The 16,471-nt window shown below is 72.7% G+C and carries 14 protein-coding genes; 5 read left to right on the top strand and 9 right to left on the bottom strand.

The genetic code is table 11. The features are described 5' to 3' along the window. The 5 genes from AC3ET4_RS11830 to AC3ET4_RS11850 all read right to left on the bottom strand — a co-directional run. The coding region (locus AC3ET4_RS11830) for an MBL fold metallo-hydrolase (RefSeq protein WP_431948660.1) at positions 1 to 619 on the bottom strand (619 nt) is incomplete at its 3' end. Next, positions 619 to 1,704, bottom strand: coding sequence for an S-(hydroxymethyl)mycothiol dehydrogenase (locus tag AC3ET4_RS11835; protein ID WP_431948661.1), 1,086 nt, complete (start codon positions 1,702 to 1,704; stop codon positions 619 to 621). The genes AC3ET4_RS11835 and AC3ET4_RS11830, both read right to left, overlap by 1 nt. Positions 1,705 to 2,168: 464 nt before the next feature. Next, entirely contained in the window at positions 2,169 to 4,475 is a 2,307-nt protein-coding gene (locus AC3ET4_RS11840) for an ABC transporter permease (RefSeq protein WP_431948662.1), read from the bottom strand. 5 nt (positions 4,476 to 4,480) lie between these two features. Next, positions 4,481 to 5,254: an ABC transporter ATP-binding protein gene (locus tag AC3ET4_RS11845; RefSeq protein WP_431948663.1), complete on the bottom strand. Its 774-nt coding sequence runs from the start codon at positions 5,252 to 5,254 to the stop codon at positions 4,481 to 4,483. Beyond that, positions 5,251 to 5,757, bottom strand: a complete 507-nt coding sequence (locus AC3ET4_RS11850) for a PadR family transcriptional regulator (protein WP_392616999.1) — start codon at positions 5,755 to 5,757, stop codon at positions 5,251 to 5,253. The genes AC3ET4_RS11845 and AC3ET4_RS11850 overlap by 4 nt, the downstream gene beginning before the upstream one ends. A 169-nt stretch (positions 5,758 to 5,926) precedes the next feature. Between AC3ET4_RS11850 and AC3ET4_RS11855 the strand changes: the two genes are divergently transcribed. The 5 genes from AC3ET4_RS11855 to AC3ET4_RS11875 all read left to right on the top strand — a co-directional run bounded on the left by AC3ET4_RS11855 (position 5,927) and on the right by AC3ET4_RS11875 (position 12,829). Then, the gene (locus AC3ET4_RS11855; protein ID WP_431948664.1) at positions 5,927 to 7,204 is read left to right on the top strand and encodes an ABC transporter substrate-binding protein; all 1,278 of its coding nucleotides are present in this window, start codon (positions 5,927 to 5,929) and stop codon (positions 7,202 to 7,204) included. A 279-nt stretch (positions 7,205 to 7,483) separates the two neighbouring features. Then, entirely contained in the window at positions 7,484 to 9,154 is a 1,671-nt protein-coding gene (locus AC3ET4_RS11860; RefSeq protein ID WP_431948730.1) for a glycoside hydrolase family 13 protein, read from the top strand. Positions 9,155 to 9,215: 61 nt separating this feature from the next. Next, positions 9,216 to 10,547: an ABC transporter substrate-binding protein gene (locus tag AC3ET4_RS11865; RefSeq protein ID WP_431948665.1), complete on the top strand. Its 1,332-nt coding sequence runs from the start codon at positions 9,216 to 9,218 to the stop codon at positions 10,545 to 10,547. Positions 10,548 to 10,556: 9 nt separating this feature from the next. Further along, complete coding sequence (locus AC3ET4_RS11870) at positions 10,557 to 11,906, top strand: ABC transporter permease subunit (RefSeq protein WP_431948666.1); 1,350 nt, start codon at positions 10,557 to 10,559, stop codon at positions 11,904 to 11,906. Between the two features lie 92 nt (positions 11,907 to 11,998). Next, positions 11,999 to 12,829: a carbohydrate ABC transporter permease gene (locus tag AC3ET4_RS11875; RefSeq protein ID WP_431948731.1), complete on the top strand. Its 831-nt coding sequence runs from the start codon at positions 11,999 to 12,001 to the stop codon at positions 12,827 to 12,829. A gap of 309 nt (positions 12,830 to 13,138) precedes the next feature. On the opposite strand, the gene AC3ET4_RS11880 is transcribed toward AC3ET4_RS11875, so the two are convergent. From AC3ET4_RS11880 to AC3ET4_RS11895, 4 genes are all read right to left on the bottom strand, one after another. Beyond that, the gene (locus AC3ET4_RS11880) at positions 13,139 to 13,438 is read right to left on the bottom strand and encodes a hypothetical protein (RefSeq protein ID WP_431948667.1); all 300 of its coding nucleotides are present in this window, start codon (positions 13,436 to 13,438) and stop codon (positions 13,139 to 13,141) included. Between the two features lie 267 nt (positions 13,439 to 13,705). After that, entirely contained in the window at positions 13,706 to 14,320 is a 615-nt protein-coding gene (locus AC3ET4_RS11885) for a DUF3159 domain-containing protein (protein WP_431948668.1), read from the bottom strand. A gap of 333 nt (positions 14,321 to 14,653) precedes the next feature. Beyond that, complete coding sequence (locus AC3ET4_RS11890) at positions 14,654 to 15,730, bottom strand: adenosine deaminase (RefSeq protein WP_431948669.1); 1,077 nt, start codon at positions 15,728 to 15,730, stop codon at positions 14,654 to 14,656. Further along, a complete protein-coding gene (locus AC3ET4_RS11895) occupies positions 15,727 to 16,149 on the bottom strand; it encodes a VOC family protein (RefSeq protein WP_431948670.1) in 423 nt (140 codons plus the stop codon). Before AC3ET4_RS11895 ends, AC3ET4_RS11890 begins: the two co-directional genes overlap by 4 nt. Positions 16,150 to 16,471: the final 322 nt, after the last annotated feature.

Below are 16,471 nucleotides of genomic sequence, written 5' to 3' on the forward strand. Positions count from 1 at the left end.
GGGCGATCCACTCCTCCAGGTGCGGAGCCTCTTCGCCGATGGTGGTGCTGTCGCCGTGGCCCGTGCGCACGACCGTATCCGGCGGCAGGGTCAGCAGCCGGTCGCGGATGGAGTCGATGATGGTCGGGAAATGCGAGAAGGACCGCCCCGTGGCGCCCGGGCCGCCCTGGAAGAGGGTGTCGCCGGTGAAGACGGTGCCGAGGGCGGGCGCGTACAGGCAGACCGCTCCCGGAGCGTGGCCCGGGGTGTGCAGCACGGTGAGCTCGGTGCCCGCCACCGAGATGGCCTGCCCGTCCGTCAGCTCTCCGTCCGGAGCGTGTTCGGGGTGGGTCTGCTTCCACAGCGGCAGGTCGGCGCCGTGCAGCAGGATCGGCGCGCCGGTGCGCGCCGCGAGCGCGGGCGCGGCGTCGATGTGGTCGTTGTGGGCGTGGGTGCTGACGATCGCGACGAGGCGGCGGCCGCCGAGCGCGTCGGCGATGGCGTCGGCGTCGTGCGCCGCGTCGATGACGATCGCCTCGGTCTCGTCGCCCACGATCCACACGTTGTTGTCGACGTCCCAGGTGCCGCCGTCCAGCGAGAAGGTCCCCGAGGTGACGAGGTGGTCGATCCGGGCGGCCATCAGAACACCACCACCGAGCGCAGCACGTCGCCGTGGTGCATCCGCTCGAACGCCTTCTCCACCTCGTCCAGGGCGATGGTCTCGGTGACGAAGGTGTCCAGGTCCAGCCGGCCCTGCAGGTGGAGGTCGATGAGCATGGGGAAGTCGCGGGAGGGGAGGCAGTCGCCGTACCAGGAGGACTTCAGCGCGCCGCCGCGCCCGAACACGTCCAGCAGCGGCAGCTCCAGCTTCATCTCGGGAGTGGGCACACCGACCAGGACGACGGTGCCGGCCAGGTCGCGGGCGTAGAACGCCTGCTTGTACGTCTCGGGCCGGCCGACCGCGTCGATGACGACATCGGCGCCGAAGCCGCCGGTCAGCTCGCGGACCGCCTCGACCGGGTCGGTCTCCTTGGAGTTGACGGTGTGCGTGGCGCCCAGCTTCTTCGCCGTCTCCAGCTTCCGCGGGTCGATGTCCACCGCGATGATCTTCGCGGCGCCGGCCAGCCGGGCGCCGGCGATCGCGGCGTCGCCGACCCCGCCGCAGCCGATCACGGCGACGGAGTCGCCGCGGCCGACGTTGCCGGTGTTGATGGCCGCGCCGATGCCCGCCATGACGCCGCAGCCGAGCAGCCCGGCGACGGCCGGACTCACGGACGGGTCCACCTTGGTGCACTGCCCGGCGTGGACGAGGGTCTTCTCGGCGAAGGCCCCGATACCGAGGGCCGGGGAGAGCTCGGTGCCGTCCAGCAGGGTCATCTTCTGCTCGGCGTTGTGGGTGTTGAAGCAGTACCAGGGGCGTCCGCGCAGGCAGGCACGGCACTGACCGCACACGGCGCGCCAGTTGAGGATGACGAAGTCGCCGGGGGCCACGTCGGTGACGCCCTCGCCGACCGACTCCACGATGCCGGCGGCCTCGTGGCCGAGCAGGAAGGGGAAGTCGTCGTTGATGCCGCCCTCGCGGTAGTGCAGGTCGGTGTGGCAGACCCCGCAGGCCTGGATCCGTACCAGCGCCTCCCCCGGCCCGGGGTCGGGCACGACGATCGTTTCCAGACTGACGGGGGAACCCTTCTCCCGGGCGACGACGGCGCGGACCTGGTGGGCCATGGGTACTCCTCGGCTGGTGCGGATCTCTGAGGCGGGTACGTCTCATTACGGCACATTCCACACATGCCGTAACGCAAGCATCGGCGACGGCCGACGACACGGTCAAGGACCGCGCGGCCGGTCCGGCCTGCCTCATTCTTACCGATGATCACGCCCGCGACTCCGCCCTGCGGCGGGGGTGCCGGCGCAGCTCCTTCACGGCGTGTTGAGCAGCATCCGCGGATCGCGCCCTCGCCGCACGGGACGCCGGCACGACCACGAGTCGGTCGAACAGCCGACCGGAGGCCGAGGCCCCACCTCGACGCCCACCGCCGCAGCAGCCAGGACGACCGCCAGGACGACCAGGCCCACACCGGCGACACGACCGCCACCCCCGCCGCCGAGTCAGACCCGCAGCCGGGCAGGCCCGCGGGCGCGTGAACGCGCACACCGCATCCGACGGCCGCGCAGCCTGCGCCCCGAGCTCACGGCGCGTTGAGCAGCATCCGCGGATTGCGGTCCCCCGCGGCACGCGACGCCGGCACGACCGATGCGGCCACCGCCACCGCCACGCACGCACCCACGATCAGGAGGAGCACACCCGTCGGCGGGGACTGCGCGATACCCGCACCGACACCGCTGGACATCCCCTGCAGATCGATCAGCCAGTCGGAGGCGAACACCCCCGCGGTGACCCCCACCGCCGCCGCGGCAAGGACGACCAGACCGACACCGGTGACCACGGTCGCCACGCTCTGCTGCGGGGTCAGGCCCAGGGCACGGTAGGCGCGCATGTCGCGCGCGTGGTCGCGGATGCCGCTGCCGACGGCCGTCGACACCTCGGCCAGGGCGATCAGCGCGAGTACGGTGACCAGTCCGATGATCACCCCGCGCACCGGGGAGACTTCGGCGCCGGGTCCGGTGACCTCGCGCACCTCCAGCGCCCCGCGCGAGGCGTCGGTGAGGGCGCCGTGCACCGCCGCGCGGTCGGCGCCGGGACGCAGCACCAGGCTGTAGTACGAGGGCCTGACGGACGCGTCCTGGGCCTGCAGGACGTCCAGCGGGGCCGAGATGACACGTCCGCCGTGTCCCGTCTCGATGCTGCGGCCGACGATGTGCAGGATGTGCGGGGTGCCGCCGACGGTGACCCGGACCCACTGGCCGACCTCGGCGTGGAGCGCGTCGAGCAGGCCCTGTCCGGCGAGCGCCTCGTCGGGCCCGGAGGGACGCCGGCCCTCCGCTACGGCGAAGGGGTAGGGGTCGGCGGTGCCGCCGATCCCCCGCAGCGTGACGGACTGCGACTGGCCGGGGGCGAGTGCGGCGAGTTCGACTCCCGGGTGGATCGCGGCGATCTCGGGCCGCCCGGCGAGGAGTCGCCGGACGGCGTCGTCGGTGAGGCCGTTGGGGCGGGCTGTGAGCGCGCCCGCCTGGCCGAGTTGCTCCGGGTGGTCCTCGAAGCGGTCGAGGGTGGCCCAGGTCCCCAGCGCCACAGTGATCATGAGGATCGGCAGCGCGAGCCGGGCCACCGCTGCCACCGAACGGGCGGGCCGGTGGAGCACGCCGCGGCAGCCGAGCACCAGGGCGGGCGGGGTGCGCAGACGCAGGGCGGCCCGGGCCGCGCCGGACATCCTGCGGCGTCCCGCTACGCCTCCCCGGGCTGCCGGGATCGGCGGCACCCGGCCGGCCCGCCAGGCGGCGAGCACCGTGGCCACGGCGATGACCAGCACGGTCGCCGCGGCCGTGCCGGGCAGGGCCCAGGTGTGCTGCGGCAGTTGCCGCCACAGCCCCACGGCGTCCCCCATGGGCCCGGGGATGCCCGGCGCGAGCGTCTCCGCGGCCACCGCGCCGAGCAGCACCCCGGCGGTGGCCAGCACGGCGTGCTGCACGAGGAACATCCGGACCACCTGGGCCGGGGTGAAGCCGACCGCCTTCAGGATCGCGATGTCACGCACATACGCCAGGACGCGGGTGGCGATGCCCCCGGTCACCGCGATCGCGGCGGCCAGGAGCGCGGCCAGCCCGAACAGGCCGAGCAGCAGCCCGAGTACATGGTTGTCGCCCTCGGCGTCGGCGCGGGCCTCGCGCCAGGTGGCGACGCTGGTGACCCGGTCCGATCCGATGGCGGTGACGGCGCGCTGGACGACGAAGGCAGTGTCCGCAGGGTCCCTCAACCGCAGTCCCACGGTCTGCCCCGGCCCCGTGCGGCCCTCGGCGAGGCCGTTCACCAGCGCGGGCGACGCCCAGGCGACGCCGGGGTTGTCCCCCGGGGCGTAGCGGGGTTCGGCGGTCCCCGCGACGCCCACCACCCGGACGGTGCCGTGCCGTCCGCCACGGGTCACGCTGATCTCGTCACCCGGCTCGGCCCACAGCGCAGACGCCACCGACCGCTCCAGCACGATGCCGTCGCCGGCCCCGCCGTCCAGCCAACTCCCGCGGTCCATCAGCGGCCGGCCCACCGCGGGCGGGGTCGGGCCCGCCGCCCGCAGATCGAGGGCGGCCTTCTCCTGGCCGTGCTGAGCGGTGACGGTGAGGGTGCGGAAGGGGCCGGAGACGGCGGTGACGCCGTCGATGCGGGACAGGGCCGCGGTGTCGGCGCCGCCGTCGGCGCGCAGCCACACGTGGGCGCCCTCGGTGGCGGTGAACATGCGCTGCCAGGGGTTGGCCGCGTAGACCAGGAGGGCGGCGGAGAGCAGCAGGGCCGCGGTGATGCCCGCGGTGGCCAGGACGATGGACAGGGCCTGGCTTCGGTGCGTGCGCAGGTCGGCGAGGGCCCAGCGGACGGTGGCGCGCACGGCGGTCAGCCCTGCAGCTTCACGACGTCGGCGGCGGCACGGGAGGGGCGTGAGGCGTACGGCGCGGCGTCGAGGCTGACGTCGTCGACGACGGTCCCGTCGAAGAGGCTGATCACCCGGTCCGCCGCGCTGGCCACCTTGGCGTCGTGCGTGACGAGCAGGATGGTCTGGCCGCGTTCGTGGCAGCGGGTCAGCAACCGCAGCACCTCGCGGCTGCCCTTGCTGTCGAGGCTGCCGGTGGGCTCGTCGGCCAGCAGCAGGGCGGGGCGGTTGACCAGGGCCCGGGCGAGGGCGACCCGCTGCTGCTCTCCGCCCGACAGGTCCGCGGGGGTGCTGTCCTCCTTGCCCGTCAGTCCGAGTTCGGCCAGCAGTTCTTGGCGGGTGGCGCGCACCTGGCGGGGGGAGCGGCCGGCCAGCAGGGCGGGCAGTTCGATGTTGTCCGCGACGGTGAGGGTGGAGACGAGGTTGAAGAACTGGAAGACGATGCCGACGTCGCGCCGCCGCAGCACCGCCCAGCGTGCCTCGCTGAGCTGGTCGACCCGCTGACCGTTCAGCCATATCCTTCCCCGGTCGGGGCGTTCGAGGCCGCCGAGCAGGTGCAGCAGGGTCGACTTGCCGGCACCGGACGGGCCGGTGACGGCGACGAACTCGCCGGGTCGCACCTCGAGGTCGACCCCGCGTACGGCCCGGACCTCGCCGCCGTCCACGCGGTGCGTCTTGACCAGGCCCTCGACCCGGAGCATGTGCGGCGCCGCGAGGGGCGGCTCGGCCCTTCTCATTCCAGCTCCTCCTGGCAGCGTTCCAGCCAGTCGAGGTCCGCCTGCAGGTGCAGCGTCGCGCCCTCGATCAGCAGCTGCGCGATGGTGTCGTCCCGGTCCTCGCCGGCGGCGAGCCGGGACATGGCGCGCATGAGGTTGAGGTAGTGGCGGCGCTGCTTGTTGATCAGGGAGACCTGGTCGGCCATGCCGGTGGCCGGGGCGAGGGCGAGCTTCATGAAGAACTCGTCGCGCACCCGCGGCTCACTGGACGGCTCCTCGAACCAGGCGGCGACCGCCTCCCGCCCGGCGTCGGTGAGTTCGTAGATCCGCTTGTTGGGCCGGCCTGACTGCGTCACGTCCTCGCCCCGGATCAGTCCCGACTTCTCCAGGCGCGCCAGCGTCACATAGATCTGGCCGATGTTCGGCTGAGGATAAGCAGCGCCGAAGAGCTTCTCAAGGGCCGTCTTCAGTTCGTAACCGTGGGCGGGCCCCTTAGCGAGGAGTGCCATGAGAGGAAGGCGCACGCTCGTCCTTCCTCCTCCTCGGTCGCCTGCCGGTCAGGGGTCGCTCGCCAGTCCGGTCGTCCGTGGGCAGGCCGTCCTGCACCGATGGCTAGTATCCCGCATGTCCACCAGGTATACAGGTCCCTCCGGACGACGCCGCCGTCGCCGGGCGGGAGACCTGGAGGATCATATGCGCTGGGCTCGGGCCGCGGGCCGGACCCTGCTCGTCGCTGCCCTGCTGCTGGCCGGACACGCCTCCGCGGGCACCCGCCCCGCCGGCGGCCCGCCCGGCACGACGGGCCGGGGCCCGGTGACCCTGGCGACCGGGCGTGATCTGACCGGCTACCTCCAGCACGTGCTGGACGGCTGGAACCGTGCCCACCCCCAGGAGAAGGCGACGCTCGTCGAACTGCCCGAGGCGGCCGACGAGGTGCGCGCGCAGATGGCCGACAGCCTGCGCTCGGGCAGCGACCGCTTCGACGTGCTCAACATCGACGTGGCCTGGACCTCCGAGTTCGCCGGCGCGGGCTGGATCGCGCCGGTCGACCCGCGCGGCCTGCCGCTGGACCGGCTGCTGACGTCGGTGCAGGAGACCGCCACCTTCCGCGGACGGCTGTACGCGGTCCCCTATGTCACCAACGCCGGGCTGCTCTACTACCGCAAGGACATCCTCGACCGGGAGCACCTGGACCCGCCGCGCACCTGGGCGGAGCTGGAGCGGCAGGCGCGGACCCTCGCCCCGAAGTACCGGATCGGCGGCTACGCGGGGCAGTTCCTGCCCTACGAGGGCCTGACGGTCAATGTCACCGAGGCGGTGCAGTCGGCCGGCGGCGGTTTCCTCGGCGAGGAGGGCAGCCGGGTCACCGTGGACTCGGCCGCGGCCCGGGAGGGGCTGGGCTTCCTGGTGCGCGGGGTGCGCGCGGGCTGGATCCCGCGCGAGGCGCTGAGCTTCAAGGAGGAGGAGTCGCGGCGGGCCTTCGAGAACGGCCGACTGCTCTTCCTGCGCAACTGGCCCTACGTGTACGAGTCCGCCTCGGCTCCCGGCTCGCGGATCGCGGGCCGCTTCGGCGTGGTGCCGCTGCCCGGCCCCGACGGGCCGGGCGCGAGCGTGCTGGGCGGGTCCAACCTCGCGGTCAACGCCCATTCACGGCATCCCCGGACGGCCGCCGACCTCATGGCCTACATGACGGGTGAGGCCGTGCAGCGGCAGGTGCTCACGGAGGGCTCGCTGCCGCCGGTGTGGGCCGACCTCTACCGGGATCCGGCGCTGGTGCGCCGCTACCCGTATCTGCCGGTGCTGGAGCAGAGCCTCAGGGCGGCCAGACCGCGCCCCAAGAGCGCCCGTTACGAGCAGGTGAGCCTGGCGGTGGCGGCGGTGAGCCGGAACGCGCTGGCGCTGCACACCCCGCCGGATCAGGCCGTCGCGCGACTGGACCGCGAGTTGCGGGAGATCGTGCAGGACCGCTGACCCAGCGGATTCACCGTGAGCACGAAACCCTGCATACATAGATGCATGTTAGGTAGACGCATCGCTCATTGCCTACCGCTCGCTGACTTCACCTGGGAACATACCTCTGCAAAAGGCCGCAAAAGGGCGGCATTTCTACTGGATTCTTGCCAACTTCATTGACACCTCCCTGACATCGCTACTTAACATGCATGCATAACGAGCCACCAGCGTTGCCGGTGCAGAGTCATGCCGAGGCACGCCCGCAGTCAGGAATGGTGACGGGTGTTCACAGCCCCTCTGGAGGACGGTTCCTCCACCGCCGCCGCCCCCTCCCCCCTACTCGCCGCCGTACGCCCCTGGTGGCGCGACGCGGTGGTCTACCAGGTCTATGTGCGCAGCTTCCTGGACAGCACCGGCGACGGTGTCGGGGACCTGGCCGGCGTCCGGGCCGGCCTGCCCTATCTGCGCAGGCTGGGCGTCGACGGGCTCTGGCTGAGCCCCTTCTACCCGTCGCCGCAGCACGACCACGGCTACGACGTGGCCGACTACACGGCCGTCGACCCCCTCTACGGCGACCTCGCCGAGTTCGACCGCCTCGTCGCCGACGCGCGCCGGCTGGGGCTGCGCACCGTCGTCGACATCGTGCCCAACCACTGCTCCAGCGCCCATCCGTGGTTCCGCGAGGCGCTGGCGGAGGGCCCGGGCGGCTCCTCCCGGTCGCTGTTCCACTTCGCCGACGGACGCGGCGAGCACGGCGAACTGCCGCCCAACAACTGGCGGGCGATGTTCGGCGGCCCCGCCTGGTCCCGGGTGACCGAACCGGACGGCACCCCGGGACAGTGGTATCTGCACCTGTTCACCCCGGAGCAGCCCGACCTCAACTGGCGCGATCCGCGGGTGGGCGACCACTTCGAGCACGTGCTGCGCTTCTGGCTGGACCGAGGAGTCGACGGCTTCCGCATCGACGTGGCTGCCGGCCTGTTCAAGCACCCCGCCCTGCCCGACTCCCCCGACCCCGCGGCCGACGAGCGGACCCGTGACTCCGTCAACCCGCTGGCCTGGAACCGTCCCGAGGTGCACGGGGTGTGGCGGCGGTGGCGCGCGATCTGCGAGGAGTACACCGCCCGCGACGGACGCGAACGCCTGCTGGTCGGCGAGGTCTCCGTCCCCACCCCGGCCGAACAAGCCCGCTACGTCCGGCCCGACGAGCTCCACCAGGCCTTCTTCTTCCACCTGTTGAGCGCGCCCTGGAGCGCGACGGCGTTCCGCACGGCCATCGCCGAGGCGCTGCGCGACATCGCCGGGACGGGGTCCACCGTCACCTGGGTGCTCAACAACCACGACCAGGTCAGGACCGTCACCCGTTACGCGGGCGGCTCCGCCGGGCACTTCGGCGCCGCCCGGGCGCGCGCCGCGGCGCTGCTGATGCTGGCGCTGCCCGGGGCCGCGTACATCTACCAGGGCGAGGAGCTGGGGCTGCCCGAGGTCGTCGACCTGCCGGACGAGGTCCTCACCGACCCCATCTTCCGCCGCACCGGCAGCCGCCGATTCGTCCGGGACGGCTGCCGGGTGCCGCTGCCCTGGTCCGGTCACTCCTCGCCGTTCGGCTTCACCGCCGCGGGCAGCACGGCCCGGCCGTGGCTGCCGCAGCCGGAGTGGTTCGCCGAGCACAGCGCCGACCGCGCGCTGCTGGACACCGGTTCCTTCTGGCACCTGTACCGGGAGGCGCTCGACCTGCGGGCCCGGCTGCCGCAGCTGGGCGAGGGGACGCTGCGCTGGCTGGAGGCGCCGCCCGGGGTGCTCGCCTTCGTCCGCGGAGAGGGCCTGGTCTGCGCCGTGAACTTCGGCGACGAACCGGTCCCCTCCCCCGTGCCGGGAGCGCCGCTGCTGTCCAGCGCCCCCTGCCCACCCGGGGTCCTCCCCGGCAACGCCGCCGCCTGGTGGGTCCACGAGCCCACGCACATCTGACCCGTCCGACAGCCCTCGTACCGCCTCGATGAAGCGCACCACCAGAAAGGACACGACCTTGATGAAACGCACCCTTGTCGCGGTCACCGCCATATGCGGTCTGGCCCTCGCGACCACCGCCTGCGGCGGTGACACCAAGACGGCCTCCGACTCCGCCCCGGCGGCCGGCGGCCAGAAGCTCAAGGGCCAGACGGTGACCGTCGCGGCCGTCTGGACCGGCGTCGAGCAGCAGAACTTCCAGAAGGTCCTGGACGGCTTCACCGCCAAGACCGGGGCGAAGGTGGCCTACATCTCCACCGGCGACAACTTCGCGACCGTTCTGGGCAGCAAGATCGAGGGCGGCGACTCGCCCGACGTCGCGATGGTGCCGCAGCCGGGAGTGCTCAAGGAGTTCGCGGGCAAGGGCTGGCTCCAGCCCCTGTCGCAGGACGTGAAGAGTGCCGCGGAGAAGAACTACGCCAAGATCTGGCAGACCTTCGGCACCGTCGACGGCACCTACTACGGCCTGTACTTCAAGACGTCCGACAAGTCGACGGTCTGGTACAGCCCGAAGGCGCTGGAGACGGCCGGTGTGCAGCCGCCGAAGACCTTCGCGGAGATGCTGGACGTCGCCCGCGCCGTGTCCGACTCGGGCCTGCCCGCCTTCGCCGTAGGCGGCTCGGACGGCTGGACGCTCACCGACTGGTTCGAGAACGTCTACCTCTCCCAGGCGGGCCCCGAGAACTACGACAAGCTGACCCGGCACGAGATCCCCTGGAGCGACCCCACCGTCGTCAAGGCGCTCAGCACCCTGTCCCAGCTGTTCGGCGAGGACGACCTGCTCGCCGGCGGCCGCAAGGGCGCCCTGGCCACCAGCTTCCCGGACTCCGTGGCGCACGTCTTCGGCAAGACCCCCAAGGCCGGCCTGGTCTACGAGGGCGACTTCGTCGGCGGGGTCATCTCGGGCGACCTGGGCGGCAAGGTCGGCGAGGACGCGAAGTTCTTCCCCTTCCCCTCGGTCGACGGAGGCCCGGCACCGGTGGTCGGCGGCGGCGAGGCCGCCGTGGCGCTGAAGTCCGGCAAGAACAGCAAGGCCGCCATGGAGCTGATCGCCTACCTGGCCACCCCGGAGGCGGCGGAGATCTGGGCGAAGGCGGGGGGCTTCCTCTCCCCCAACACCAAGCTCGACCCGGCCTCCTACGCGGACGACACCCTGCGCACCGCCGCCAAGTCCCTGGTCGACGCGGGCGACACGGTGCGCTTCGACATGTCCGACCAGACCCCGCCCGCCTTCGGCGGCACGCCCGGCAAGGGCGAGTGGAAGATCCTCCAGGACTTCCTGCGCGACCCGTCGAACCCGAAGGCCACCGCGGCGAAGCTCGAGGCCGCGGCTGCCAAGGCCTACAAGGGCTGAGGCCGGGACATGTCCGCCACCAACCGCAAGGCGCCGTCCGCTCCGGCGGGCGGCGCCGCCCCGGCCGCCGTCCTGCGGCGTTCACGCCGGCCCCGGATCACGGCGATCGCGTTCGCGCTCCCGGCGCTCGTCCTGCTCGGCGCCCTCGTCGGCTACCCCATCCTCTACTCGATCGGCCGCAGCCTGTTCGACGCGAGCGGCGACCGCTTCGTGGGCCTGGACAACTACCAGGAGATGTTCAGCGACCCGGCCACCCTGAAGGCCGTCCGCAACACCGCGATCTGGGTCGTGGCCGCGCCGGCCCTGCTCACCGGCGTCGGCCTGGTGCTGGCCGTGCTCACCGAGAAGATCCGCTGGGCCACCGCCTTCAAGCTGCTGATCTTCATGCCGATGGCGGTCTCCTTCCTCGCCGCGGGCATCACCTTCCGCCTGGTCTACGACCAGGACCCGCAGCGCGGCGTCATGAACGCGGTCGCCGTCGCCGTGCACGACGCCTTCAACGATTCCTCCGCCTATCCCGGCGCCCGCCCCCGCGGGACAGAGGTGCTGAAGCAGTCGGGCGACGGCTACCAGGCGGTCGCGAGCGTCGAGCCGGGCAAGGCCGTCACCCTCGGCCTGGTCGGCCTGCCGCCCGCGTCCCTTCCCGAGCAGGCCCGCCCGGCCGCGCCCGCGCAGGCCGCCGAGGACGCCGTCACCGGTGTGGTCTACCTGGACTTCGTCCCGGGCGGCGGGGGCACGCCCGGCGCCGTGGACCCCGAGGAGCGCGGCCTGCCGCACATGGCCGTCGAGTTGACCAAGGACGATGCCGTCGTGGCCACCACGACCACCGGCGACGACGGTTCCTTCCGCTTCCCGGACGCGAAGGACGGCCCGTACGGCGTCCGGCTGCCCGGGAAGAACTTCGCGAAGCCGTACGCGGGCATCGACTGGCTCGGGCCGACGCTGGTCACCCCCGCGATCATCGGCGCCTACCTGTGGATCTGGACCGGCTTCTCGATGGTGCTGATCGGCGCCGGGCTGTCCTCGCTGCCGCGGGAGACCCTGGAGGCCGCCCGGATGGACGGCGCGAGCGAGTGGCAGATCTTCCGCAGGATCACCGTGCCGCTGCTGGCGCCGGTCCTGGGTGTCGTCTTCGTGACGCTGGTGATCAACGTGATGAAGGTCTTCGACCTCGTCTACATCATCGCGCCGGGCCCGGTGCAGGAGGAGGCCAACGTCCTGGCGCTGCAGATGTGGCTGGTCTCCTTCGGCGGCGGCAACAACCAGGGCCTGGGCAGCGCGATCGGCGTCGTCCTGCTGCTGCTGGTGCTGCCCGCCATGGCCCTCAACATCCGACGCTTCCGCAGGAGCAACCGATGACCGTGCAGACCGCCGCTCCGCACCCGGCTCCGCCCTCCCCGCCCCGCGGGCCGGCCGGCCGGGTCCCCGGGCGTCCCTCCATGGCGGCCCGGCTGGTCTCGGTGCTGCGCGGCGGGCTCGTCCAGATCCTGCTGACCGTCGTCGCGTTGATCTGGCTCACCCCGACGGCCGGACTGTTCATCTCCTCGCTGCGCAGCACCGACGACAACGCCGGTTCGGGATGGTGGACCGCGCTGGCCCACCCCGGTTCGCTGACCTTGGGCAACTACTCCGCCATCCTGGGAGACGGCGGGATGACCCAGGCGTTCTGGAACACCGTATTGATCTCGGTGCCCGCCACGGTCGTCGTCGTGATCCTGGCCGCGCTGGCCGCCTACGCCTTCGCCTGGCTGGAGTTCCCGGGGCGCGACTGGGTCTTCCTGGTGGTCGTGGCGATGCTCGTGGTGCCGGTGCAGATCGGACTGCTGCCGGTGGCCCGGCTGTTCGGCGCGGTCGGGCTGTTCGGCACGACCGCGGGCGTGGTCCTCTTCCACGTGGCGTACGGGCTGCCGTTCGCGATCTTCCTGCTGCGCAACTACTTCGCCGAGATCCCGCGGGAGATGCTGGAGGCCGCCCGCATGGACGGCGGGTCGGAGTGGATGATCTTCCGCAGACTGGTGCTGCCGGTGGGTCGTCCGGCGATCGCGAGCCTGGCCATCTTCCAGTTCCTGTGGGTGTGGAACGACATGCTGGTGGCGCTCATCTTCGCCGACAGCGGTTCACAGCCGCTCACGGTCGCCCTGCAGTCCCAGATGCGGCAGTTCGGCACCAACATCGACGTGCTCGCGCCCGGGGCCTTCCTGTCGCTCATCGTGCCGCTGGTGGTCTTCTTCGCGTTCCAGCGGCACTTCGTGGAGGGGGTCATGGCCGGGTCCGTGAAGTAGCGGGCGGAATCCAGCGAGGACGGGTGCGGCGGCACTCCGGAGGTCTTCCCCGACGGTCGTCCCGACGACCCAGCGGCCCAGCGGCCGGGACGGGGTACAGGGATTCCTGCGCTGTGTCGCCGCACCCGTCGTCGTCCTCAGCGGGCTCGGGTCACGGACGTCGTGCCGACCCGTCGTCACTTCTGCGTCGCGAGGCCGGCACCAGCACGGCCACCACGGCAACGGCCCAGGCGATGCCCAGTGTCCACACGACAGGGGCAGAGACGAACTGGACGGCGCCCAGGGGGAGGGTCAGAACTCCCAGGACGGTCAGCCCCGGCCGAAGCGCTCCACGGCGATGTCGTGGCCGAGACCGCGGCGGTTGACGCGCGTCCTGGTGCCGTCCGGCACACGGCGGCTGTTGAGTGCCCACCCCAGAGCCTGGTCGAGCAGGCCCCCGACGAGAAGGCCCACCGCCATGCCGCCGAGCGGTACTCCGCCGTGGTCGATGCCGCCGCCTCCCTGCGCGGCGAGGTCCCACATGAGGACGGTCCCCTCGACGGCGTTGCCGAGCAGGCAGAGCCCCATGACGGGAAGCGCGAGGATGCCCCACCCGTACCACCTGACCACCGAGATCCTCTCCTTGTCCCGCCGGGCGGCCCTCCGCCGTCAGCGATCCGCAGTTTCCGTCACCGGTGATCCACCGTTCCACAACACTTATGGCCCCGACGGCGGTTGACGACTCCTCCGACGAGGGGGCGCCGACGCCGCCGATCCACGACGACACACGCTCCTGCCGGGCTCTCACACCGCGACGGGCGACGGCAGCGGTCGCCGAGGCGCCCCGGAAGCGGGCGCTGCCAAGGCCTCGCCGGTGTGGAATCGTCTGGCACCGGATCAGGCGCCGCCTCCCGCCTCCTCGGCACGGTGCACGCGCTCGCGCACACGCGCCGGGTACCACTCGGTGAAGCGGATCGCGAGGACGAGAAGGACGATCGGGATCACCCAGTTCAGCCAGTCGGCGCCGGCGGCGACCCGCAGGGCGACCAGTCCCAGGACGGCGGTGACCGCGAAGACCAGACCCCACACCAGCGTCAGCACCTGGTTGGTGCGCCGGAACGCGGGAGTCCCCCAGACCTCACGGGGAGTGGACTCACGGGCGTACTGCTCGGTGAAGGGCACGACCGCGAGCGACCCCAGGGCGACAAGGGCGATCACCCCGTTGGCCAGGACCTGCGCGTAGGTCTCCAGCCAGATCACGTCGTTCCGGTCGAGGACCAGGCCCAACAGGGTGATGGCGGTGAAGAAGGCGATGCCGGTGACATCGAGCAGCTTCACCGAGCCGCGGGCCGCGTCCGGGACGGTCAGCGCCACCGAGGCGACGAGACCCACGACAGCGGCGAGTTCCCAGGTGCTGGGCCCGGCGACGATGTCGAAGGCGATCCACGGAACGAAGGCGAAGAACACGTTGCCGCGACCGCGCGGCCGCCCGGCCGAGGGTGGCGTCTCCATCGGCACCTCCGAACGTGGAGCGGTGGGTCCGGTTCCGGTGCCCCCCATGCTGCGCCAGGAGGACCCGGCCCGCATCAGGACCGCGCCCGCGCGGTGGTAGGAGCAGCGCGGGCACCGGTCCCGGCCCGGCCCCGGCGTCTCGGCGGCGGCGGTCCGGTCCGCGCGCGGCGCCGGCCGGCACCCGCCTCTTCTGCCTCGCTCCGGACGCGGCGCCGCCGGCTCAGGCCGTGGACACCCCTGAGGCCGAAGGACCCCCGCTCCATGGGTGCGGGGGTGCTGCGAGCGCGGTGGGTGGCCGGGCCGGGAGCCGGGTCCTCCGGTGGCCCGTCGCGTTCAGCGGCCCTCGGCCGTCACCGCCGCGTAGCCCGGCAGGACGACGTCGCGGATGATCGCGTTCCGCTCGTCGAAGGGCAGGAACGCGCTCTTGAGCGCGTTGACCGTGACCTCGCGCAGGTCCTCCGCTCCCCAGCCCGCCTCCGTGACGAGCAGTCCCATCTCCCGCGTCATGGTGGTCGCCGAGACCAGGCGGTTGTCGGTGTTGAGGGTGACCCGGAAGCCCAGGTCGCGCAGGAGCGTGATGGGGTGCGCGGCGATGGAGTCCGCGGCGCCCGTCTGGAGGTTGGACGTCGGGCAGACCTCCAGCGCGATGCGGCGGTCGCGTATCCAGCCCGCGAGGCGGCCGAGCTTGCCGTCCACAATGTCCTCGGTGAGCCGGACGCCGTGGCCGATCCGCAGCGCGCCGCAGACCTGTACGGCCTGGTGGATGCTGGGCAGGCCGTGGGCCTCGCCCGCGTGGATGGTGAAGGGCATGTTCTCGCGGCGCAGGTACGCGAAGGCGGCGAGGTGGTCGGCGGGCGGGAAGCCGTCCTCGGCCCCCGCGATGTCGAAGCCGACGACGCCCGCGTCGCGGTGGGCGACGGCGAGGCCGGCCACCTCGCGGCTGCGGTCGGTCATGCGCATCGCGCACAGCAGGGTCCCCACGCGGACGGGGGTGCCCGCGGCTGCGGCCTTCGCCATGCCGGCGGCCAGGCCCTCCTGCACGGTCCCGACGACCTCGGCGAGGGTGAGGCCGCGGTGCACCAGCAACTCGGGGGCGTAGCGCACCTCGCCGTAGACGACGCCGTCGGCGGCCAGGTCCAGCACGTACTCCTCGGCGACGCGCAGCAGCCCCTCGCGGGTGCCCATCACGGCGATCGTGTGCTCGAAGGTGGCGATGTAGCGGACCAGGTCGCCGGAGTTCGCCGCGTCGTAGTACCAGGCGGCCAACTTCTGCGGGTCGGTGGCGGGCAGGGGGTGGCCGATCTCCGCGGCCAGTTCGACCAGGGTGTCCGGGCGCAGGCCGCCGTCGAGGTGGTCGTGGAGGACGGCCTTGGGGAGCCGGCGTATCAGGTCGGTGTCGAGGGCGGTCACGCGCTGCGCTCCTGGTCGGCGGTGTCGGTGGCGGCGGGCTGGAGAAGGTCCCAGCGGTTGCCGTAGGGGTCCTGGAAGACGGCGACCGAGCCGTACGCCTCGTGGCGCGGCTCCTCCAGGAAGACCACGCCCGCGGCGCGCATCCGCGCGTGGTCGGCCGCGAAGTCCTCGGTGTGCAGGAAGAAGCCGACCCGGCCCCCGGTCTGGTCGCCGACCCGCGAGAGCTCCGCGTCGTTCTTGGCACGGGCGAGCAGCAAGCCACTGCCCTCAGCACAGCCCGGCGGGCGCACGACGACCCAGCGGCTCCCGCCGGGGCGCGGGGCGTCCTCGACGAGCTCGAAGCCGAGGGCGCCGGTGTAGAAGGCGATGGCCTCGTCGTAGTCGGGGACGACGAGGGTGACCAGGGCGATGCGGGACATGCGCCAACGTTATACGTAACACCACGCCGCGGGCAAGAAAGTCCCTCCGGGGCGGGGAGCGCCGGGCATGGGCCGGAGCGGGATGCGGTGGAAGGGGGCGCGCTGCGGGCCGCACATGGACGCCTCCAGGGCGGCCCGGGCGGCCGGTGGCCGGGGCGCGGTGGCCGGGGCGTGGTGGCCGGTGGCCGGGGCGCGGTGGCCCGGGCGCGGTGGCCGGGGCGTGGCCCGGGCGCGGTGGCCGGGGCGTGGCCCGGGCGCGGTGGCCGGATTCGATGCGGTCGGGGCCACACCGTGTGCGGGGAGACCGCGAGACCGGCCTTCG

The sequence above is a fragment of the Actinacidiphila sp. bgisy167 genome (assembly GCF_057707665.1).